This window comes from Sulfobacillus sp. hq2, from assembly GCF_002903155.1.
In the GTDB taxonomy this organism is placed as follows: domain Bacteria; phylum Bacillota; class Sulfobacillia; order Sulfobacillales; family Sulfobacillaceae; genus Sulfobacillus; species Sulfobacillus thermotolerans.
Window position 1 is genome coordinate 47547 of the sequence record NZ_NWUL01000017.1, and the last position, 23465, is coordinate 71011.

Here is a 23465-nt window from a genome sequence, read left to right on the forward strand (position 1 = left end):
CGGGGCTTCCTAGGTGGGAAGCCCCGTGATTAAATCTATATCTTTATTGTAAGCCTGACAATATGGTACTGCTTATGGTTGTTGCATCAGAACTGGGTACACCACGGTCGGCCCGTTAGCCGTTAGCGATACCTTTGTGTTGACAACAAAGGACTGGGATGGAGCGACTGTCCATGTCCCACTACTATTTTCGGTAGCAATCGCCACATATGCGGAATCCGTTGTACCGCTGTTACCGTCATACGCACCGCTGTTTACAGCCATTTCGACGTTGCTACCGCTATAGGGGCTCGTAATCGTGACACCCACGTAATCGGTGCTCGCTGCGGCACCTGTACCTGGAGTTTCGTCAAGAGCCACGTAATATGCGCTACCAGCAACTTCCCACACAGCTACAGTTGCTGTAGTGACAACGCCTGACGAATTGGAAATTGTCACACTAGGCTCAATAACTGGGGTGAGCACAGTAAATTCACCCGTAGCTTGATTATAGGTTGCAAAGTCTGTAACACTCGCAGCGTAGTCTGCGGTTACAGGGTTACCGTTTACCGTTACTGCTGCAGTGTCACCACTCGCGTTTCCAGTACCCGTCTCAGTCGCTGCCGACATAGTCGAGCTTGCCAATGGCTGGACGTCAACCGTAAAGCTGACTGGCGCCACACTCGGGTCGCTCGTGTCTGTTACGGTCACTGTTGCTGTGCCGGCTGTGCCACCCACTACTTCAAACGTCGCAACACCACTGGCTGCTGAGATGGTCGATCCACTAATTGATAAGGTGGTACCCGTTTCGATTGTACCGCCATAATCTAACACAACATCGCCGTTGGACGTGGACACTTGCAAACTGTCTGTTCCAGAGATTTGTGTTTGAATTGCATTTTCTTCAGTAATGGTCGCAGTAGCGGCGGACAATCCCGGTAACGTCAGTGTCGTGCCCGAGTAACTGCTCCCCGTAGGAGCTACAACTGAAAGCCCCAGTTCCGCTACAGTGGCCGCAGGAGAGGTAACAGTAGCTGTCACGGTTCCAGTAGGGTCAGCCACAGTCTGAGAAATGGTCGCTGACACGGTGTAGGTAGAAGTGGTGGTTCCAACACTCGTAGCCGCATCAACGGTGACAGACGCAGCGCCACTGGCATTGGTCAATTCCGTCAAAGTCGTAGCTCCGTTGGCAAACGTTCCACTACCGGTTATGGTAAAGGTAACAACCGCGTTAGCATCAGCCACAGGGTTGCCTACGCTGTCCTCGACTTGAGCCGTGTAGGTCGCGCTCTTGCCTTCCGCAATGCTCTCCGTACCAGTAACGCCCAACTGATATGCAGGGCCTGTTACAAACATGTAGCTCGTTGACGCCGTGGTCGACAATGGCGCATCTGTCGCCGTATTTGCCACATCTCCACTCGCTGCGGTAAGAGTCAACGTTGCCGGAGAGGCCTGGGTTGTCGTATTGACAACAGTAAATGTCGCCGTTGTATCACCGGTACCTACCGTAACCGCAACGGTATCTCCTGTTTGAGGAATAAGCGTTGCAGAACCAGAAGACCCACTGCTGGTTACGACATATGCCATTCCGGTCGTCGCATTGTCAGTGAGATAGAAGGTTTCTGTTGACGGTGCGGTTACGGCCTGACCAGCCGCATCCTCGAGCGTTACCGTGTACGTCGTTTCCGTCGTGCCTGAAGCCAGCGTAAAAGAGCTTAATGAGCTTACAGTGTAAGTCGTCGCGGTGCTTAGCGTTCCTGTGGTGGAAGAAACACCCAATTGAGCGGCTTGGCCTACGCCAACAGCTTCAATGGTGGTCGTACCCGTCGCGAGATTCTGGGCGGACGCCATTATGCCAATGCTACCCGCCACATCTGGTTCACTGTATACAGTAAACGAAGCTGGAGCCCCGTCGCCAACAAATTCAGTCGTTGAGGATGCCCCTCCCGAGAGAGTCCCGGCCCCTACAACATCAGCTGTTACCGCATAAAATGTAGATGTGACACCAGTTGGCAAGGGGTTGCCCGCTTGGTCGCCAAGGGTAATCGTAACGGTGTCTGATGTCGAAGTGTTGTTAGGTACGGTGGAGGTTGCTGCGCTAACCAACAACTCCGTAGCAACCGGGGACACGGTTGTCACCGTAACAGAACCGTAGCTCACAACACTTGCAGTCGATTCACCGGAATTCGCCACTAATCCACTTGTTGTGATGCTTTCGGAACCAATCAATGAAGTGGATGCTGTCACCGTAACGGCTGCTGTTCCATTCGTGATGGTTAACGTCGTCGTGTCTAACCCATTCGCGAAGGTCATTCCCGACGGCGCTGTCAAGGTAACGGTTCCATTGAAATTCCCCACTGTGTTGCCGTTGTTGTCGACAACCATAGCAGTAATGGTATCGCTAGCCGCACCGTCAGCTACCAAGCTGGAGGACGTTGCTGAGAGTTTAACCGCTGCTGCCTGACCAAAAGCATCAAACGTAGCCTTGGAGTACTCGGAAAAGGCCGCGGTCTGGGGAGCATTTAAGTCCTTGGCATACAACACCGCGTGGTAATCACCAGCTAGCGCGGCGGTAACTTGGAAGGTCGGAGAGCTTTGGTAGTCTCCGCTAGCAAACCAGTTGCCATCCGGGCTTTGAATCCACAACTGGTATACCGGATCCGTCAAATTCTTCGAGCTGGCGGTAAACGTAAGGGTTGTGCCGGGCGCCACATTGGTCAATGTCGGAGCCGTCAAGGTTGCACTCGAATCTACGTTGACGAATTGATTGCTGTTGGTGCCTTCAGAGTTGGCCGGAATCGCTTGGCCCTTGTCTTTAGCATACACAACCACTTCGTAACTTCCTTGTTTTAGTGGGGGCAAGGAGAAGGAATTGCTGGTTGACCAGCTGGTTGAATGCCAGTTTCCATTGACGCCCTCATACCAGAACTGGTATAGAGGTGTACCCGTTCCACTCTGAACCGCAGTGGCCGTGAAGCTGACGGTGTTTCCAACAGCTACGGTGCCTTGTTCAGAGCTCAGAGTTACACTAACAACAGCCGGAGCAGTTGCTGCAAAGGCGCTGGCAGCAGGAATCATAGACATTAACAACATGGCTGATCCCAGCGTTAAGCTACCGGCTTTTCTCGAAATATTCTTTGCCAAAGTTCAAAACCCTCCTCAAAATCACTCATGCATAGATCGGGTATGAAAAATCCTTAATGAGATCTCCGGAGTGTCTCTAAGCTTCCGGCTTTCCCGACGGTTCTTTGCTCATTCCCGGCAAACTACCGCCTACGTTGTCGAGATAATACTCCAAAGCCGCATTAACGATGGCCACCTGGCTTTGCCCGGTCTCATACGAGTGGCGCAAGAGCCGTTCTTTTAGCTCAGGAGTAAGGCGGACTTGGAATGATACGTAGGCTCGGGAACGTCCATAGAAATTTGCCACAACGTACCACCTCTCACCTCCTGCAACTCTCAGGCTCTGACCCGAATGCGTTGCCTTTTTAGACGCGAGGCTCGTCTTATATCGTCGGGGTGACAGGCTCTTCCAGATTTCTGTCAGCTATGTGGCAAGGAAGTGGCCTCTATCCCCAACTCTTTTCAGTTAGGCGTCAACAACTTATTTGTAAATCAGTGGATTCGACACCAAATTACGGTATCTTTTCCAGCTAATACTTAGCGTAACGATCTCGATGCCATACGTCAATATATCAATCAACCAATCAATAACTTTTTTATTGAGGCACGCAAATATTTCATTCCCCTTGTCGATTGTGGTAAAATACGCAACTTTACACCCTATGCCCAAACTGGCCAGTTAAGAACCCCATTAAGCCCCAGGGCGCGTGCGAGCATGAAAGACCCATGGCTTTGGTACGTCTTGCGCTTTCAGCCGTGTCCCATCTGAAATCAACGTAAATGTCACACCCAGCGACAGAGGAATTTCTTCGATCGTAAAGGGCCCTAAGGCTTGTGGAGGATTGGCCCATGCATGAATTTTATGCTGCAAGGCATCAATCTCAAGGCCTAAGAGTGTTTGCATAAGATGAAAAGGCGCGGCGGACGCCCATGCTTGCGGTGCACACGCCTCAGGGTAAGGTACAGGGGCCACACCCTGTTCCCCGGCAAACAGTTCGGGTAGTCGGTACCAGGGAAAATGCTCAGTGGCTTGCATGAGCGCCAGAGCCAGGGTTTCAGATTCCTTAGCTGCTCCGGCCTTTAGCAGTCCCGCAGCAATAAGACTTGTGTCATGCGGCCAGACGCTTCCGCGGTGATAGCTGTAGGGATCATAGGCACTCTGCCCGGCCGCCAAGGTCCGAATTCCCCATCCCGAGAATAGGTCGGGAGCGAGTAAGCGCTGTGCCACCGCACGCCTCTTGGTGCGTGGTACTATGCCGGCCCATAGGCATTGTCCGGGATCAGAGGTCACCGCATCCAGCAACCGCCCATTCCCGTCCACCGCCAACCCATAAAACAGCTGATCTGGCAGCCAAAAGAGCGCATCAAATTGCCTTTGCAGTTTTTTCGCTCTTTTCTCTAAGTCGCGTGCCCAGTCATCTTGTCCCTGGACGTGGTAATAATCGGCCATGGCCCGAAAGGCGCGGTATACATAGCCTTGGACCTCCGCCACTGCGAGTGGCGGGGACGCGTGCTCACCATCCGCAAAAACCATCGAATCCGCGGAGTCTTTCCATGACTGCACCGCAAGACCTTGTGCGGAGCGCGGGGTAAAACTTAGAAGTCCTAAACGGTTGCGGTCTTGAGCCCGCAGCAAATAATCCAGCGCCGCTTGGGCCGCAGGCTTCATCGTATTCATCAGCGCATCGTCACCCGTACGCCGCCAGGTTTCTACAAGGAGAATCAAAAAAAGCGGAGTGACGTCCACAGAGCCGTAATAACGCGCAAACGGCACGTCATGAGTCCGGGCCATCTCCCCGAACCGCACTTCATGCACCATTTTCCCAAGCTCTTCTTCCCGTTCGGGGTCATCTTGGCGTCCTTGCCATGCCGCGAGCGTATGAAGAGTGTGATACGCGTAAGAGGGATTCCACGCCAACATTTGATAGGACGCAATCACCGCATCACGGCCAAAGAATGTGCCAAACCAGGGAATGCCCGCCATGGGCACCAGGCCCTGGCCATAATCGGTCGCCAGCATCTGCATATCACTGCCAGCCCGGCTCATAACGTGTTGCCAGAGTTCGCGCTCAAAAGAAAACTGAGGAAAAGGGTCCGCACCCTGCTTTCGGCCCGTGTCAATTTCCGGAACGGGATTGTGCCACGTGGTTTTCAGCACAATCTCTCCAGAAACCTCTTGCCCATCAATCATCCATTCCCACTGGCCTGCAGCATTGTTCTGGGCGGCGCGTGTTGATGCCATAGTCACCTGCCGGGTGATGCCGTCGCGTCCTTCATAGCGGTACTGCGCTTGATAAGCATCTTGGTCCACCGTTTTATGCCCCACATGCCGTGGATCAGATCCGCGCAGTTCGAAGATATCGGTAAAATCTGCCGCAAAAGCCAAGGAGAGCCGCCACGGCTCGGGCGTGCCATAATGCTGCCATGCCCAGCGGTCTTCCATGCCCTCCGGGTAAAGCTGCCATGTTCGTTCGATTACCCGCGTCATGCCCGCGTGTTGAAATACATACCGGGCGCGGAGTACATCCGTTGTCACGGTCATAGCCAAAGGCGCGGGCACTTCTCCATTGATGCGCCACTGGTAGGTTGAAACCATGCGGGTATCATAGAGATAGACCCCTTGGCGCAAGGAGGATGCTTCAATGCGCCCGGCCGTAGACAGCACCGCAAAGGCCGCCCCGGCCTTTAAAACCGGCTCCCCGGGATTAGTCCGCGGCGTCTGATAAAGAGCCGGCACGCCCGTCGATTCTCTGACCTTGAGAATGGGCCGTACGCGTTCGCAGAGCACCTCTTCCCCATGAATCCGGCGAATCAGCATCTCGGCCAAGCGCTCCCCCGCTTGCATCCCGTCATGCTCCACCGTGGTCAAAAAGCCCGCGTCAAAAGCCCCTGCTTCGCGCCCAAAACCCACAATCGACAATTGGCGAGGCACATGAATGCCAATGTCCCCCGCACATTGCCACGCCCCTAAAGAGACGGCCGTATTGACGGCAAAAATTGCGGAGGGCCGACTGGGCGATGTCAACAGCTCATACGTCCTTTCATATCCGCTGCTTTGAGTCATCGGTCCTTCGGTAATCCAAGGAGCCAATCCGCGCGCCAGCATCGCTTCGGTATAGCCCCGGCGTCTTTGCTGAGCCGTTTGACAGCTTCCTGGTCCTGCTAAGTGCACAATCCGCCGGTGCCCGAGATCTAACAAATGCTCTGTCGCCAACCAAGCCCCCTGGCGATTGTCTACGTTGTACCAAACGTAGGGCGGTTCTCCGCCATAGACGACACAAGGCACCTGCTCGTCTTCCAAAAACCGCACCGCTGCCTCCATATCGGCGTCATAGATTAACACCATCCCATCCACCCGGCGGGATCGTGCAACCCCCTCCAAATACGACACAAGATCGTGCTGCGAGGGTTCGGGAGCCAATACGATTAAGTGATACCCCGCGCGTTGACACGCGCGGATGAGGCCCGACATCACGAACGTCGGCAGGGTCCCCGTGCTGGCCACCGACGGCGGAACCACCACGCCAATCGTCTCGGATTGGCCCCGCACTAAAAATCGTCCCTGCGCATTGGCCCGGTAATGCAACGCTTCCGCAGCACGGCGGACACGCTCGGCGGTTTCTGGCGAAATACTGCCCCGGTTATTCAAAACATAGGAAACGGTTGCGGTTGACACCCCAGCTAATTTCGCCACATCGCTAATGCGGGCGGGGCGATTTCTGTGATCCAAATATTTTCACCTCAGCACTTAATCGTTTCACTTAAACGATTGAATTATATGGAATATCGTGCCATAATACTAGAAGTTTTCTGTATTGCATACATAATCACGCAGAAAACAATCGCATTGGCAGGATTCTTTCGCCATCATACTGCCTTTCGGGTCATAGAATGACCAGGCGCCGCCGTTGCTTCTGACAACGCGCTGCCTACCAAAGGATAGGAGGATGCCCCGTGAACATGCCAAGACAGGTTCGCCGCCGCACTGTGGCCGTCATGAGCAGCACAGCCTTGCTACTCACCCTCGCCGGTTGCGGATCTAGTACCACAGGCGCCAGCGGTCCCCATAACGTCACCATCGTCTTTGCCACCCAAGGGCTCGGAACCGAAGCCCAAGCTACACAAGCCGCTGTCAACGCGTTTGAAAAACTTCATCCCCATATTCATGTGCAAATTGAAACCTTGTCGGCCTCCTCGAACGACGCCTATCAAACCCTTATTACCGATTTAACGTCAGGATCGGGTACGCCCGACGTTATCACCGCCGATGTTATTTGGCCCGCCACGTTTGCGGCCGCCAAATGGATTATGCCTCTAAACCAATTTCATCCCAATACCAGCAAATTTTATCAAGGAATGGTCAAGTCAGGAGAGTATCACGGCAAACTCTATGCCATGCCTTGGTTTATTAATGTGGAAGGCTTGTATTACCGCACCGATCTCGTCAAAACTCCCCCTAAAACTTTTGCTCAGCTCACCGCTGATGCCCGGGCCGCTATGAAGAAAAATCCCAAATTGATTGGGCTGGCCTTTGAGGGGAATAAATATGAAGGAGCCGTCACCGTCTTTCAAGACATTTCAGGAGGTTTCGGCGGGTCATTTCTTAACGCTCAAGGCAAGCCGGTCTTGAATTCGCCCCAAAATATCAAGGCCTTGACGTGGCTTGACAACGCCATAAAGACAGGATTGTCGCCCACCGCAGTGACCGGGTGGGAAGAGGGAAATGTTCAGCAAGCTTTTCTCTCGGGTGATGCCGTCTTTGCCACCAACTGGCCCTATCTCTATCCCTTAGCGGAAGCATCAGGATCTGCTGTGAAAAACGAAGTGGCTTTTGTCCCCACGCCTGTAGATGGAGGGCAACCTACAGCCTCATTAGGCGGCGATGACCTCGTCATCAACAAAAATACCAAGTATCCCAAACAGGCCTGGGAACTGGTGAAATATCTCACCTCCGCTAAAACGATGACAGCGCGTGCGCTCATTTCAGGCGATCCTCCTGCCCGGACCGATGCTTACACCCCGAGCTTATTGGCCAAAGCCCCGTGGTTCAAACAAGAAGAGGTGGTCTATGCCGACGCGACCCCACGTCCCGTCACCCCTTTGTATCCCCAAATCTCGGCCCAGATTCAAGAAGCCCTATCGGCCACCTATTCCGGCCAAGAAACTCCCACCCAGGCGCTCAATCAAGCCCAAAAGGCTGTGGAAGCGATTGTGAGCGGCCATGGCAGCTAAGACGCAACTAGCCCCGGCACTAGGCACAGGCTCTCCCCAGCCAAAGCGGCGCCGTTCCTATATGGCTGCCCGTTCGCGGGTTGGGTATCTTTTGGTCTTACCGGCAGTGGCGGCCTTAGCCGCCATTGCCATCTATCCTCTTGTATACAATTTGGTGTTGTCGACCCGGTTTGATGTGCTGACGGAGCCGGGCACGGGCCACTTTACCGGGTTAGCCAACTATAAACAGATGGTCACTGACCCTAATTTCTGGGGGGACTTAGGTCGGACGGGGATTTTTATGGTAGTTTCGGTGACGCTGGAATTTGTCGCGGGCCTCATTTTGGCTCTCATTGTCCACCGGCAGTTTAAGGCGCGTGGCTTGGTCCGCGCATCGATTCTTATCCCCTGGGCCATCCCAACCGCGGTATCTGCCCTGCTTTGGAAAATGTTCTTTGATATCCGCTCAGGCTTTGTCGACTTCGCCCTCAAAGCTTTGCACCTGCCCGGTTCTCAACTCGTGTGGTTCAACTCGCCAACATTAGCTTGGGTCCCCATTATTCTGAGCGATATGTGGAAGAACACACCTTTCATTGCGCTATTGCTGCTGGCCGGCTTGCAAACCATTCCGCAAGAGATCTATGAGAGTGCACGCATCGATGGCGCCAACAGCTGGCAAGCGTTCTGGGCGATCACGCTTCCCTTGCTGCGCCCAGCCATTATGGTCGCTCTCATTTTCCGCACCTTAAGCGCTATGCTCGTCTTCGACACGATTTTTGTGATGACAGGAGGCGGACCCGGCCAAAGCACCGAAGTCGTAGCTTATTACGATTGGTACAAATATATGGTGTCCTTGAACTTCGGCTTTGGGGCAGCGGTGGCGGTCGCGATTACGGTTCTCGCGTTAATATTGGCCGCCATATATGTGCGCCTGTTGCGCCAAAGAGGAGGGTTTATGGCATGAAATCACGCCTAGGCCGGACAGGATTCAATGCATTGGTGGCGATTATTATCCTCTACTCGCTCTTTCCCTTCTATTGGGTCTTCAAGTCTTCGCTCGAATCCTCATTTGCGCTGAACCGACAAACATCGAGCATATGGCCCACACAGTGGACCTTTGTGCACTATGAAGCCATATTTGCGGTCGAAAACTTTCTCAGGCCGCTCTTAAACAGCATGTTCGTCGCAGGCATGGCAACGTTGTTATCGGTCGTGCTGGGATCGATGGCCGCTTATGGGCTCTCACGCATGCCGATTAAAGGAAAAGTCCCCATTCTTGGTTTTATTCTGCTCGTCTCGTTCTTTCCCCAAATTGCGATGGTCGGTCCCTTATTCCTGGTGTTCCGCCATCTGCATTGGCTCAACACCTATCAGAGCTTGATTATCCCCTATCTCATTTTGTCGTTGCCCATCACCACGTGGATTTTGACGGCATTTTTCAGCCAAATCCCGGCAGACATTGAAGAAGCGGCCATGGTGGACGGCGCTACTATCACCCAAACCATCACCCGCGTATTTGCACCGATTGCCATGCCTGGCATCTTTACGGCTGCCATTTTAGGCTTTCTTCTCTCGTGGAATGACTTTCTCTTTGCGCTCTCGTTCATTCAGACGCCTAATATGGATACCGTTCCGCTAGCCCTCGTCAATTTCCGCAACGCCTATTACGTGCATTATGGGCAAATTTATGCAGGCGTCGTGATTGCATCTCTGCCCATTGCCTTGATTGTTTTGTTCTTGCAAAAGCGGATTGAATCGGGGCTCACCGCGGGCAGTGTGAAGGGTTAGACGCCGCGCCCATTACCCCCTCATCGAATCCATCGTCATGCCCACACAGAAAGGCAGGTTTTCGTCTTACCATGAAACCCTTTTACGCCCTGTTGGCCAATGGTCTTACTACGGCCCTCGCCGGTCCCACGGGGGCCGTAGACTGGTGGCCGGTTCCAAGATTTGATGGACCCACCATCTTTAGCCGCCTGCTCGATCATCACGCTGGGGGCTATCTGAGTCTGGAGCCCGAAGGGTATACCACCGTCACGCAGCGCTACCGTCCCGAAGGGCTGTTTCTGGAAACGCATTTCGAGTGTCCCGGTGGCTTCGCCACCATAACTACGGGTCTAGAAGTGGGACGCAATGCGCTGTGGCTGACCGCGAATAGTACCGTTCCGCTGGTCTTGACGTGCCGACCCAGCTTTGATTATGGCGTCGTCAGGCCCTCTTTTGTGCCACTGCCCCACGGCATGCGCTTCATTAATCCTGTAGGGCCTGGCCAAGCCGCCCTCATTATCCAAGGTCCGGCCGAGCTGATGAGCCGCATGGACCAATGGCGATGTGGCCCCGGACGCCTTACGGTGGTCTTCCGGGTATTGATGGAAGCCAAACCCGACTGGCGTTGGCTCTCGGCCCCAGTTCCAACCGATGCAGACCGCATTTGGGCCAAATCTTCTGCCTTTTGGGCGCTGCCCACGGCGGCGCAAGATACCGAAGAGCCTATTAGACGCAGCTTGCTAATCATTAAAGGCTTGACGTTTCGTCCCACCGGCGCCCCGGTAGCGGCAGCCACGACCTCTTTACCGGAAGCTCCCGGCGAGTCCCGACAGTGGGACTACCGCTACGTATGGGTTCGCGACAGCGCCTATAGCGGCGAATCCTTGCTGTTAACCGGAAACGTCGTAGAGGCCAAGCGTATTGCCGAATTTTTGCTCAACAGTGTGCTCATCACCGGCCGGGTCTACCCCACGCCGTTTTTGCGGGTAGACGGCACCGTTCCGGAACGCGAGCACGATCTTTTATGGCTCAGAGGCTATGAACAGACACGCCCGGCGCGGGCGGGCAATGGAGCGATTTCTCAACGACAGTTGGATTTAGTCGGCAGTGTCTTATGGCTTGTCTACCGCATTTGGCAAGAGACCCACGATGACCTATTTGTCCAGTCCTACTGGTGGGCGATTACGGCTCTCGCGGAATGGGCTCAAAGAACGTGGCACCAAGACGATGCCTCCTTATGGGAATACCGCACGATCCGCGGCCAGCATACCCATTCGCGCATGATGAACTGGCTAGGGCTCACCACCGCAGCAGCAATGGCACGCCAGGCTATGCACGATGACATCGACGCCAAGCGGTGGCAGGACAGTGCCGAAAAAATCGCCACCGCTCTTTGGAAAGAGGCACAGCAAGCCGGCTCGTTCTTACCGCGTTCCACAGGCGGCATTCCCGACGCGGCGCTTCTCACCTTGCCCCTTTATGGCTTCGTGTCCGTGCATAACCCGTACTTTATCAATACATTAAAAATCATTGAGAGCACACTCGTTGACAATGGGCTCGTCTACCGATACCGTGCCGATGACTTAGGCAAGGCGCGCTTTCCATTTTTGTTGGTTGGGTTTTGGTATGCCCGCGTGCTATTGCGGCAAGGACGGCACGAGGAGGCCCAGCACGTGATTGAGCGGCACTTGGCACAAGCCACGCCCTTAGGCTTGTACGGCGAGCATGCTGATGAACAAACGGGAACCGTACGGGGAAATTTTCCCCAGCTCTTCTCCCATAGTGCGTTGGTGACCACGCTGATGGAGCAAAAGTTTCTCGCCCAAGGGCGACCGTTACCCGAATATGCCTTATTGACCGCAACAAAACTTATGGGCTAGCTCTATCCTCGAAGATCGCTGCAGGCCTCCGCATAACATACGTCGGGGGCCTGTGGCATTTACCGCGCCACAGTGAGCCGCCCCGAAAACAATATCCATGCTATACTCTATACAAATTGCTATCATACCCTTACGAAGTGAAATTCAAATGATGATCAATCCCATAAACCCGTAGGCACCGCCATGGATCTAGCGGCGCTTGCATGGGCCGTACGGATACGCCAATTCATCTGGGATGCGTCGCGTGGGCGATTCTATATTGAGAGATCTCAGAGGCCTCGTGAGACATTATCACGGTGCCTCTATGAAGGGGGATGGGGAATGCTAGGAGATTCTCTTGCCATAGCGGTCTCTTGGGTTCCTACCGCGGTATGAATCTGGGGGATGAGGTGGTTCTGTGGCCATCCGAACGCCTGTTTATTGGGCGGGAAGAAGAATGCCAAGCGTTAAGAGATTGGTTAGCACAAAAACTCGCGCCGACGTTCGTCATTGGACTCCACGGGATTGGCGGCATCGGCAAATCAACGTTGTTGCTGCGGTTTTTTCAAATCGCTCGTGACGCGGGCGCATTGACCGCGTGGCTCGACGCGCGGACCGTGGACAATACGGCCCAATCCTTTTTATCGGCCTTACCTTCCGTTTTTCACAGTACCACCCTGGCTTCACAACTGACCGCACAACACGCTGTGCTCGCCATCGACAACTATGACGAAATTTACGGACTCGATGCGTGGTTGCGAGAAGTGCTCCTGCCCTCTTGGCCGTCGCACAATCTGCTTGTCGTCTTGGCCTCCCGCCAAAGCATTCTTTCCCGGTGGCGTCTAGACCCAGGCTGGCAACGACGTGCTATTGATCTGCCGCTCAAACCCTTTACGTTAGCCGAGATCCGTCAATGGCAAGCGAACGTGTCACGAACGCCAACACAGGAAATACCGGCCGAAACCTTATACGAACAGACGCGAGGACTACCTCTGGCGCTGGCCTTGTCGCTCGAGACGCCCAGCATACCGGACACTACGGGGCTTCCTGCGTTATGGAACGACCTAGACGAGCATTCGCCGTCGCGCGACGCCATCGATATCTTAGCCCTAACACTGGTGGCTCCATGGAATTTTATCCAAGAGATATTGCACCGTCCCGTGAGCCTTGCGGAATACCAATCCTTAAGCCAGCTGGCCTTTGTGCGGCGCACGCCGCAAGGCTTGACCCTGCATGACTTGGTCCGGCATTATTGGTATGAGCATCTGCGGACGAAGCGCCCCGAGCACTTTACTCAGCTCCGCGACAAAATCTTTCGCCGGTTTGTCCACGATTGCCGCGTTGGCACGCCCACAAGCGGAACCTTTATGTCCCAGCAATTTTTCTGGTTGTTCCGCGACGTCTTTGGTATCACCACGCCGTACGCGAATCTAAGGGCCCTCTTGGATCAATTCGAACCCACGCCCTTCCGGCGCGAGGACACCGAGTGGTTGCTTAACGTCAGCAGGTTATGGCAGCGTGAAAGCCTTCCCGTAAGCGCAGAAGACGCCCAGGGCTTTCTCTACGAGGTCATGACCCGTTTCCCAGAGCTCTTGCGTATCTTGCGCCGGCAAGATACCGGGCGTCCTGTCGCCTATATGATGTCCATTTGGCTCACTCCGGCAACGGCCGATCTGATGCGCGCCTATCATCCGGCGTTTACGGACGCATTACTAGATGCTTTACACCTATCCCAAGAGAATCTGGGGCAGTCTAATACTACCTATCATCTCACAGCAGGCGTAGACCCCACGCAACACGATTATCCCCGTGATGAACTCATGGGCATCGTCATTCGCGATGCCTTTGGGTTGATGGCAGGAAACCGCAATTTGGTCATGGCCCAAGTCCCAGCACTGCAGCAATTTCTACAAACGTTTGGTTATCATGCAACAACTTTTCACAGTGGTGACGCCATACTTTATGAGCTAGACCTCAGACAACTGCCGTTTGCGCGTTGGATTGTCCCGGTGTTAGCACGCTTGTCCCACAGTGCCTTAATACGTCGGACAGACATTACCAGTGCTGAGGTCAAAGCGGCCTATGAGCACCTTCATGACCATTCCTTTCATCTCGCGGATGACAGTGTATTTTCCGCAGACGCTGGACCCATTTGGCGCCGGGGCCTGAAAGACTTATTAGAGCCGCCATTTATTGCCCCTTTAACGGCACAGGATGCCCAGGTCTTGCACTGGGTCTATGTCGAGCGCCACACTGATCCCATCTCGGCCATGAAACGCTTTGCATTCAGCCGTGCTAGCTTTTATCGGCACTTACGCTCCGCCCTCGAACACGTCACAGAGGTTGTGCAAAAAACATTCTAAAGACAACGGGGACCCTCGTTCAAGACATCTGTGAAGTCCCCTTGCGCAACTCACTGTGCCACAGCAATAGGGACCGCCTCAGTCCTATTAGCGACCGGGGCTCCTGCTCGAGTTCGTCTATCATAAGAAGGTGAATGACCAAGTGGCACCCATTTTGCTTGATACGTTTAGCCCCTCTGGCCTGATAGACGCTTCATGAATCCGGGCCTAACAAAAACACCACGTCTAGGGCATGGAGTTAACGCAGGATGCGCTCTATTTGTTCGCGGACTGATGGAATAGCCGCTAAGCGGATTAAGACATCTTGCGCTTCCTCTAAAGACAGCAGCCGAATCAGGGACGTCAACGGTTGGCGTTGCAAGACCTGATCAGGAAAATCCCGAGCAATCACCACAACGGCCACCACATGGGCACACCACACACCTGGGTCCGAACAGGAACACGCTACCGTCTCCGGCACCCACGCGTCATGATGAGGCGCCAAGGTCACGTGCACCTGGTACGGTTCCCGCCCCAGTCCTTCCACTTCCCCCATTAAATGGCCACGCCGCACCGTGACATTAAACACCCGACTCTCCTTCGCATAGGTGAGTCCTTTGGCGAGAACCTCGCTTTTTGCAATTTGTCCTATCCGCTCATTGCTAATATCAATTCGGTCCATAGTATTTTCTACCTACCTTATTTTGTGTAAGCTCTTGGAGCTCACAACAATCGTTAATGGGTTGTGATACCATCTCAAAGTTTTTAAACAGACCACAAAATGGTTGACACCGCGTCCAAACGTGTTCGCTGACTTAGTGTATCATGATCTCAATCTTTTGGAATACCAACGCGCTTACACGTTATTGAGGCCAACCAAATCTCAGCACCACGCCTAAAATCAGCGGAAATTTCGTAAGGCATCGCCCCGTCTTTATCCAAACATTGACGGCGACTGGCCTGATTGTTGCTGATAACGTGGACGTCTTGTTGTCCCATGCCAGCGGTGACGCAATCCGTGGAACACCGACGTAATTTTGGGATCTGACTGGAGGGAAAAACCCGTAGTTTGCGCGTAAGTCAGCCGAAAGACCGCCTGATACGCCAGATCGTCCAGGGCCTCCCAGCGCACATGCAAGAGTACCGAGTCTCCTTGATTATCGGCCCGCTGCACAATGTGCCCGGTCACATCCACACCATTTAAAAAGATTTGAAATGAGTCGTTCACGCTCCACGAACTATCCCCAGACACGGTCACCGCACATCCTCCTTCACTCAAATCCACGACCCGCACCGGCACCACCCGATGACGGTATACGCCGTAGGTCGTGTAGTTCACGCGAAATCGCTCAGTTCGGCGCCAACGCGGCCAATCGACACTGACGGCCACGCCTGTGAGAATCGCAGCCGCATTGTACAGGGCCCAAAAAGCGGCCAGCACCAGAAAACCCACCGGTCCTGCCCCCATTTGCATTTGATGCCAACGGCGGATAGCGCCCAGGGCGGTCATCGCCAAAATGACCACAAAAACGGCCATGGACTGCCATGCCACTTGAGGACGGTCCGATGTTAGGTTTTTCTCGGTGACCCGAAAGGTTTGAGTTTTGCACCCGACCGTTTCACAAAATGCGGCCGCCGCCATCACCGGAGCCTGCACGACCTCATAAACGTGGCTCCACCATAGTGTGCGAGACCCCCGTGTAATGCGCCGAAAGGTCATCCATTGACTCAAAAACGCCGGAAGCCACAGACCGACAATCCACAAAGTGGGCGCCACCAAACTGCGGACATCGAAATCTAAATAAAGGAGAGGCGCTAAGAGATAAATCATTTTTTGCATCCCAAAATACCAATACAAAGTGCCTGAGAGATAAATCATCCGCTGCATCAGGCTGAGTCCTGGCAACGTTAACGGATTCCACTGTTTGAACACTTGAATATTCCCGCGGCACCACCGGGCGCGTTGATGCAGGAATTCTTGATACGACTCAGCAGCTAAGCCTTGTGCCACAACTTGGGGAACAAAACATCCTCGCCATCCCTGACTCTCGAGTAACACACTCGTCGCCGCATCTTCGGTAATCGTCCCGGTTGGAAAGCCGCCGATCGCTTCGAGGGCTTGGCGCCTAAAGGCGGCATTACTGCCTACAAAAAGCAACGCATTGACCTGGGCCCGTGCAGCCTGCAAGGAGCGCATGAAAAAGTCCTGCTCATTAGGTAGCGCCTCATATAATCCTAAATTATGCTGAAACGGATCATGATTAAAGAAGGCTTGGGGTGCTTGCGAAAACGCACATGGGGTATTTTGTAACACGGGTTTTACCAAAGTTTTGACCGCCTTGGGCTTTGGGACCATATCCGCATCGAAAATCACGACGAACTCGCTAGTCGTCTGCGCCAACGCCGCGTTTAAATTGCCGGCCTTGGCATCGGTGCGGGTCTTGCGTGATAAATAGCGCACCCCCATAACCTCAGCTAAGTGCTCAACAGCAGGACGCGCTCCGTCATCACAGACATAGATGTGCAGGCGGTCAGGCGGGTAATCTTGAAGGATACAGCCCGTCAGTGTGCGGCGCAAGATCGAGAGGTCCTCGTTGTAGGTCGGCACCAAAATATCTACCGTAGGCCAGAGTAAGGCCTTGGGCTCCGGATCCGGAAGCCACGATCTAGTAAGTGCCACGACTGGAGATAAAAAATGACCAATTGAAAGAGGCCAAGCAGTTCCGCTATCCATAGCAGCACAGAGGCCACACCGTCCCATAACGTGGCTCCATCCAGCGTCGTCATCCGAAACAGGAAATAGGCTGTACTCGTCATGACAGCCGCTACAATCCCAAACCGCCGCCCAAGGTCCTCGTCACCGCGAGTGAGAAGACCACCTATCAGAAGCACGAGTACCCATAAACCCAGCCACCATAAAGGCCATAAGAAGTCGATATTATGATAGTTCATATCCTTATAGAGGATAACAATTTCCTACTGAATGCTCTATGGTTCTCGCGATTTATTTTTTCATGAACTTATATTTGCCCAGCACAAATCCACAATGTCCGCGGTAAGGGCCAAAATTAAAGCAAATCGATAAAATGCAGCCCTCCCAACTATTGTCATGGAACCGAATTCGGTACGCGGTGCAGGACTTTTCCCAAATCGATGGCTCCTCGTTGTGCAACCCTTAGGAAATTCTTAAGAAGGACTTATCGTCCCTATGATACAATCACTCATAAGTCTAATGAACATGCCCAAGGCATGAATGCGGAGGTTTCGATGTCCCACCATGTGAATCAACCCACGCCCACGCGTGCGGCTAAAGCCTCGAATAAACGCGCCAAATGGCGCGTGCGGCCCGGACGCAGACGACGCCTTATGGCCTTGCTTCTCGTTATCATCGCGGTCTTAGCCGGTGCCTTGTGGTGGCTGTTTGATCCCTCTCGAGCCCTTAATACAGCACGCGTGAGCGCCTTGAACAAAGGCTATGCCTTAGGCCAACAACGCGTGACGATTTTGATGCTCGGCAATGCACTTAGCATTATTAATGGAAAAGATGTGACCAATCCGCATGTGCGTGACCGCACCGATGCCATGATGCTTGTCAGTGTCGATACCAAGACCGGCCAGGTCAATGTTTTGTCCGTGCCCCGTGATTCGTTGGTCAACATTCCCCATGTTGGCGAAACCAAGCTCAATGAGGCCAACTATTTCGGAGGACCCAAGCTAGCCGTCGCCGAAGTCGAAAAAATGCTCCATATTCCCGTGGATTTTTATATGGAAACGACGATGTGGAATTTTGCTGACATCATTAATCAAATTGGCGGATTAACCCTAGATGTCCCATATCCCATGCACTACGGCGGTACCGGGAATTATCTCGACATCAACCTAAATCCCGGAGTCCAACACTTAGACGGCCAACAAGTGTTAGAGTTCGCACGTTTTCGTAGCGAGCCGATGGGCAGTATCGGGCGGTCATTTCAGCAACAAGAAGTCATTCGCGCCGTTATGCACAAACTGCTGCAACCGAGCAATCTTCCCAAATTGCCACAGATTGCGCTCGAACTGCGCAAAGACATTGTCTATACCAATCTCCAAGATAATCAACTCTTAGCCCTGGCCTTGGTCGCTCGCCATGTTTCTTTGTCCCATGTTCAATTTGCTACCATCCCTGGCACGCCGACTGTGCGGATGGATCCCTATATGCACGTCAAGCTCGATTACTGGGTGGATAATACCAAATGGGAACGGTTATTGGCTGATCAACTCATCATGGGACAACCTTGGACCGCCGCGCAGAAGAAGAGTATCGGTTTTGAAATCCGTAGTGGCACCCAGTCTTTGGCTCCAGCCGAACAGTTGGCCACTTGGCTGAAGCACCAAGGTTATACCGTCACGAACGTCATTTGGGCCAACTCTCATAACCACACGCAAAATACGATCGTCAATTTCACGGGAGACGACCCCTTTGCGAAATCCATCGCTAGCGTGTTAGGCCCTCAAGGCACCACCACGTTATCCGACAGTCCTTATCACGACGTGCCCCATGTCGATATGATTATTACGTTGGGATCTGACTTTAAACCCTCATTCTAACGGCTATCCTCATGACGGAAGAAGCTCCCACATGTTGGGAGCTTCTTCCGTCATCTGGGAAAACGACCAACAAAAAACCCTGCCGGGCGCGGCGCTTTTGGGCAAAAGAGCCAAAGTTCTGTCATTGCTTAGTTCTCTTGGGGGTCGTTTATAATAAGAGTAACAGCATGTTTGGATAGTCTTTTGCCTTGCACTATCCCAAATCAGAACTTCTACACCCTCGACTTCTTGTCATACATCATGGCACAGCATTAACACCGTCGTTGCCGTTCAGGCACAGGAAATGTTTTGTAGTCTTCACACAAAAAGGAGAATGCCCTTGAAGCCGAAAGCCGGGCGTACGGTGTTTACTCGCCTCTTTCTGTCTCTATTTTGCAGACCCACAAAAGACACAACCCGTATCGGCCATTCTCGTCAATGAGGAAAGAGGTGCGTCATGGACCAATTCACCATCCCTCAAGTGCTTCGTGAAGCGAGCGACAAATATCCGGCTCAAGGCGTTTGGGCGGACAATCAATTCACGCCTTACCCGGACCTTTTAGAACGCGTGATACACTTGGCAGGGGCCTTAGACCAAATCGGCATACGCCCTGGCGACGTTGTCGGCGTGTTAGACGTCAATTCCTTGCGTCATCTTGAGTTGCACTATGCCCTGGCCATGCTTAAAGCCGTGATTCATCCTCTCAATTTCCGCCTCTCATTAAACGACTTAGAATACACTGTACGACTGGCTCATGATGAATGGCTGATTGTGGGACCAGATTTTATGTCCTTGGGCCATTCTTTGCGGCACATGGTGCCTCATCCTCTGATAAAGCCCGAAGACATTGAAGCGCATCGGCACGCTGACAACAAGCCCCTCATGACCCCTATCCATGAAAATGACCCCTATTCCCTGTGTTTTACTACCGGAACGACGGGACGTCCCAAAGCGACTCTTTACCGCCACCGCGATGTCCTACTATCATCGTGGCAAATGGTGCATCATTTGGCGCTCCATGATACCCCTGCACGTCTTGGAATGAATGAGGTCATCTTACCGCTGATTCCGTTCTTTCACATGCATGGGTGGGGCATCCCCTTCATTGCTCCTTATGTTGGCGCCTCTGTGGTGCTCGCAGGGAAAATATCCCCCCAAGAGCAAGCCGCTCTCATCTATCGTCACGGTGTCACCTGGAGCAACATGGTTCCGACCCAGCTGCAAGCCTTGCTCAACGTGTTGACAGACCCTCCGACGGAACCGCTGAAAGTGCTGACAGGGGGGATGCCCATCACAGCCGGCCTCGTGCGTCGTGCGAACGAACGTCACGTCGCCCTATCCGTCGTCTATGGCGGCGCCGATCAATTGGCAGCCGCCATCTCAGCCGTACCTCCCCATACGGCATTGTCCTCCGTAGAGCAGGCCACGGTGCTCGCCACCCGACTTTTGCCCCTCCCGATGGTCGAGATCCGCGTCTGTGATGAAGCTGGCCACGATGTCCCTCATGACGGGAAAAGCACGGGAGAACTGTGGGTAAAAAGCCCCTGGCTACCATCTGGGTATTGGCATAATCAGGCAGCAACGCTCTCACATTACCGCGAGGGCTACTTTGTTTCCGGAGATTTAGGGACCCCTTTCCCTGATGGCACAATTGCCGTCATCGACCGCCTCACCGAGGCGGTGAAATGGGAGAACCAATGGATCCCAACTCACTACTTGGAAACCATTATTTCGGAAATCGAAGGCATTGACCAAGTCGCCGTCTTACCCGTCATGAGCCCGCAGTGGGGCGACAAGCCCGTAGCCGTTGTACAAACGCGGCAGGCCATAGACCCCGAAATGGTCACCGCGTATTTGCACGACCAAGCCCTGGCTGGGCGTATCGCGCCGATATGGGTTCCCGAACGAATTTTCTATATTACCACCATGCCCCTAACCAGCGCCGGTAAGATTAACAAAGCCGATTTACTGGCCAAGCTTGACCAATTGCCCGAATATCCCGCGGTCTAATCAATAAGGGAGGATCCGTAAACGGAGCCTCCCCAAGGCCCACACGTCTTCAACGCGCAAAGCGACTGGGCTTTCCCTGCTATCAGGCGCCATGCCATGTCCCGACCAAGGTTTAGGCTATTCCTTCCCCTTCTGTTGGACGGCCAGAGGCCCGTGACTTTTTCGCGGTCATTTACGTTATGTTGATTAATAAACCACCGTACAGGGGGGCCAGCACCTTGCCATACAAAACATCCTGGGGTCTATTCCCCGCGCTACCGATCCTACTCACGTTAAGCGGTTGTGGACTGCAGCACACCGCAGCGCCCTATCATCCCCCCCATTCTAGCGCTTCTACAACACCGGCCAGCACAGGGATAACGCCATCTTCCCAAAGCACAGCGTCTGCCTCGCCGGCAGTGACCCCTTCGCCTACAACAACCATCACCGTGCAGAACGCGCCCCCGACCCAAATTGAATCGTGGGCCAAGCAGCATATCCTCTATATCCTAGGTCCCAGCAACGCCTATGATGTAAATCCGGGTGGCACCATTTTTCTTTTGCCAAAAGCCTTCCATATTCCCACCACGCTCCATCATTGGCCTTCTTCGCGGTTCCAAGCCGTGGCGGTCCTCACAAATCCAGGGATCCAATTAGGCACGGGAACCGGCACCTTATGGAATCAAATGACCTCGAGCATCTATTGGCTCAAGCCGGCTTCATCTTCTGTCCTTCCCCGCACTATCAGTGCCAGCACAGATCCCTCGTCAGTCTTCACAGTGCCCGCCGGCCAGTTATTTGCGGTACCGTGGCCAAGTTCCGCCTACCCCGAGCGCGTGTTGTTTCTAAAACCCCGGCACTTCAAGGTGCCCACAGAAGTCAACCACTGGCCATCTCATAATTTCCGTGTTGTGGCCGTCTATCCCGAAAAAGATCTCCCCGGCATGAGCCCATGGCTAAACCTGGCCCGCGTCATTCCAGAAGCCGCCGGACTCAACGCCCGTGCCACCCCTATCCCCCTATCCGCGTTGCCATCTGCCTTGTCCAATTATGCGGCTGTTCGCAACACGGTTGGCAAACGTCTAGCGCAGACCGCTGATGTCCCGGTTTACCTGCCCTCCCACCTTCTCCAAGGCTCTTATCATGGCGATTTAGACGTGAAGTATTCCGAAAAAAACCAGGGCTATTCAATCACCATTGGCGCAGGCCCTGCATTACCTGCTAATTCCCCTAAAATTGAGATAGGGAATGCCGAGCTTTTGGGAACCATCACCGCCATGCCCTGGTACCTACCCTTTCACGCCCGCCAAGACGATATGCCGCTTTATCCGGCGCCTCCCCACACCCAAGGCCTCAGCATTCCGCTCGCACCAGGCATCACCGGGATTCAATATACCGGCACAGAACTAATACCCACGCTCATTACCTGGCATGAAGATGGATGGACCATGAATTTTCTAGGCACCGGGGTATCTGCTAGCATCATCACCGGATCCGCCAAGTCCATCGCAAAGTCGTTAGTTGGAGCCAAGTTGCCCGGTACGCACGGACGGGCGACCTTTAGCATTGGGTCCGATGCGCCAAGCGAAGCCAGTTACGACCTTCACGGCACGCGGTATTTTATCTATGCCAATGGCTTTAAGGCGGTGACTCTTGCACAGCAAATGACGGCGGTCAAACCGTCATCGTGATCTTCTGGTTCTCCCTGACCCCGTCCTCTCGCGCCAAAAGACCAGGTCCAGGCACCGTGTCCTGGACCTAGTCCACTGACCCTCATGAACACGACAGCACTTTCCCGGCATTGACCAATCCTACCGGGAAGCGTTGCCTTCTGTTTACGCGCTATTTTTAAGCAAAAGCGGTGCCCAGCAATCGTTGGCCCATTTCGCAAACCACAAGCCTTGCGCATGGCCCCTTACGGCTCAGTGCCTTATATCCCCGTGCTAAGGCTGCGTGTTCCGGCACGTTTTTGTACAAAATATCCGTCCTCACGCCGATATGCTCAAACGGAACGTCTGGCCCGGTAAAATCAAGGGGCTCCACAAAATAATGATCTGATGGCGATGATGGCAACAAGACGTGCTCCACCCATTGGTTCTGTCGGTCTTGCAACGCCGTGACAGCGCGACTTAAATCGTCCCCGTTCAAATGCGCCAATTGTGCTTCTCCTTGCCCAATCTCGGTCGGGAAGAACCCTGGCTCTTCGTGCACCTTCACCGTTTGCCCTGTACTCATGCGTTGCAGCAAAAACCAAACGCCTAACGAATTATCGACATCTTGGGTTCCAAACCGAATTCGGCCGCCCGTCAGATAAGCCGCCACATCGCCCAAGCAAGGACTGTTCCGTGACATCACCCGCATATCGGTGCGGTCAATCACGCCATCAGGAAACAAAGCAGGAAAGGCCACTGATAAGGCATACATGCCCCGAAAGAGCCCATCACAAGCATGGCCATGAAAGCGCACCAAATCGATCCCTGTAATCTTCTTGGCCCGGTCTGCATAGCGCCCGTGACTTGACACGGTATCACGCACCCAAAAGGTGGGCAACTCCGTTTGTTGAGCTGCTAGTGGCAGTACCACAAATCATCTGGCTTCGATATCATTACCCACTATCCTAATAGAGCC

Annotated in this window: 15 protein-coding genes; 8 read left to right on the forward strand and 7 right to left on the reverse strand. The window is 53.7% G+C overall.

Annotation, left to right across the window (positions count from 1 at the left end):
- Positions 1 to 72 precede the first annotated feature (72 nt).
- From CO251_RS02650 to CO251_RS02660, 3 genes are all read right to left on the reverse strand, one after another.
- A complete protein-coding gene (locus tag CO251_RS02650; protein WP_103374264.1) occupies positions 73 to 3123 on the reverse strand; it encodes a triple tyrosine motif-containing protein in 3051 nt (1016 codons plus the stop codon).
- 76 nt (positions 3124 to 3199) lie between these two features.
- Complete coding sequence (locus CO251_RS02655) at positions 3200 to 3409, reverse strand: hypothetical protein (protein WP_103374265.1); 210 nt, start codon at positions 3407 to 3409, stop codon at positions 3200 to 3202.
- Between the two features lie 384 nt (positions 3410 to 3793).
- A complete protein-coding gene (locus tag CO251_RS02660; protein WP_103374266.1) occupies positions 3794 to 6832 on the reverse strand; it encodes a substrate-binding domain-containing protein in 3039 nt (1012 codons plus the stop codon).
- A 230-nt stretch (positions 6833 to 7062) separates the two neighbouring features.
- Between CO251_RS02660 and CO251_RS02665 the strand changes: the two genes are divergently transcribed.
- The 5 genes from CO251_RS02665 to CO251_RS02685 all read left to right on the forward strand — a co-directional run bounded on the left by CO251_RS02665 (position 7063) and on the right by CO251_RS02685 (position 14302).
- Positions 7063 to 8334, forward strand: a complete 1272-nt coding sequence (locus CO251_RS02665) for an ABC transporter substrate-binding protein (RefSeq protein WP_242968260.1) — start codon at positions 7063 to 7065, stop codon at positions 8332 to 8334.
- On the forward strand, positions 8324 to 9277 hold the full coding sequence (locus tag CO251_RS02670) for a carbohydrate ABC transporter permease (RefSeq protein ID WP_103374268.1): 954 nt from the start codon (positions 8324 to 8326) through the stop codon (positions 9275 to 9277). The genes CO251_RS02665 and CO251_RS02670 overlap by 11 nt, the downstream gene beginning before the upstream one ends.
- Complete coding sequence (locus CO251_RS02675; protein WP_103374269.1) at positions 9274 to 10101, forward strand: carbohydrate ABC transporter permease; 828 nt, start codon at positions 9274 to 9276, stop codon at positions 10099 to 10101. The genes CO251_RS02670 and CO251_RS02675 overlap by 4 nt, the downstream gene beginning before the upstream one ends.
- Positions 10102 to 10172: 71 nt before the next feature.
- On the forward strand, positions 10173 to 11960 hold the full coding sequence (locus CO251_RS02680; RefSeq protein ID WP_103374270.1) for a glycoside hydrolase family 15 protein: 1788 nt from the start codon (positions 10173 to 10175) through the stop codon (positions 11958 to 11960).
- 389 nt (positions 11961 to 12349) lie between these two features.
- Positions 12350 to 14302 carry a hypothetical protein gene (locus CO251_RS02685; RefSeq protein WP_146038960.1) on the forward strand — a complete coding sequence of 651 codons (1953 nt, stop codon included), beginning with the start codon at positions 12350 to 12352 and terminating at the stop codon, positions 14300 to 14302.
- A gap of 238 nt (positions 14303 to 14540) precedes the next feature.
- Here CO251_RS02685 and CO251_RS02690 read toward each other — a convergent pair whose 3' ends face one another.
- The 3 genes from CO251_RS02690 to CO251_RS17340 form a co-directional block, all read right to left on the reverse strand.
- The gene (locus CO251_RS02690; RefSeq protein ID WP_103374272.1) at positions 14541 to 14963 is read right to left on the reverse strand and encodes a hypothetical protein; all 423 of its coding nucleotides are present in this window, start codon (positions 14961 to 14963) and stop codon (positions 14541 to 14543) included.
- A gap of 252 nt (positions 14964 to 15215) precedes the next feature.
- A complete protein-coding gene (locus CO251_RS02695; protein WP_255398084.1) occupies positions 15216 to 17015 on the reverse strand; it encodes a glycosyltransferase in 1800 nt (599 codons plus the stop codon).
- Positions 16898 to 17233, reverse strand: a complete 336-nt coding sequence (locus CO251_RS17340) for a hypothetical protein (protein ID WP_158246142.1) — start codon at positions 17231 to 17233, stop codon at positions 16898 to 16900. Before CO251_RS17340 ends, CO251_RS02695 begins: the two co-directional genes overlap by 118 nt.
- Positions 17234 to 17548: 315 nt before the next feature.
- Between CO251_RS17340 and CO251_RS02700 the strand changes: the two genes are divergently transcribed.
- The 3 genes from CO251_RS02700 (at position 17549) to CO251_RS02710 (ending at position 22528) form a co-directional block, all read left to right on the forward strand.
- Positions 17549 to 18868: an LCP family protein gene (locus tag CO251_RS02700; RefSeq protein ID WP_103374274.1), complete on the forward strand. Its 1320-nt coding sequence runs from the start codon at positions 17549 to 17551 to the stop codon at positions 18866 to 18868.
- A gap of 436 nt (positions 18869 to 19304) precedes the next feature.
- Positions 19305 to 20858 (forward strand): AMP-binding protein, encoded by a 1554-nt coding sequence (locus CO251_RS02705; RefSeq protein ID WP_103374275.1) that lies wholly within the window; start codon positions 19305 to 19307, stop codon positions 20856 to 20858.
- Positions 20859 to 21076: 218 nt separating this feature from the next.
- Positions 21077 to 22528: a hypothetical protein gene (locus CO251_RS02710; protein WP_146038961.1), complete on the forward strand. Its 1452-nt coding sequence runs from the start codon at positions 21077 to 21079 to the stop codon at positions 22526 to 22528.
- 157 nt (positions 22529 to 22685) lie between these two features.
- Here the strand turns inward: CO251_RS02710 and CO251_RS02715 are convergent, their stop codons facing one another.
- Positions 22686 to 23420 carry a formylmethanofuran dehydrogenase subunit E family protein gene (locus CO251_RS02715; protein ID WP_103374277.1) on the reverse strand — a complete coding sequence of 245 codons (735 nt, stop codon included), beginning with the start codon at positions 23418 to 23420 and terminating at the stop codon, positions 22686 to 22688.
- Positions 23421 to 23465: the final 45 nt, after the last annotated feature.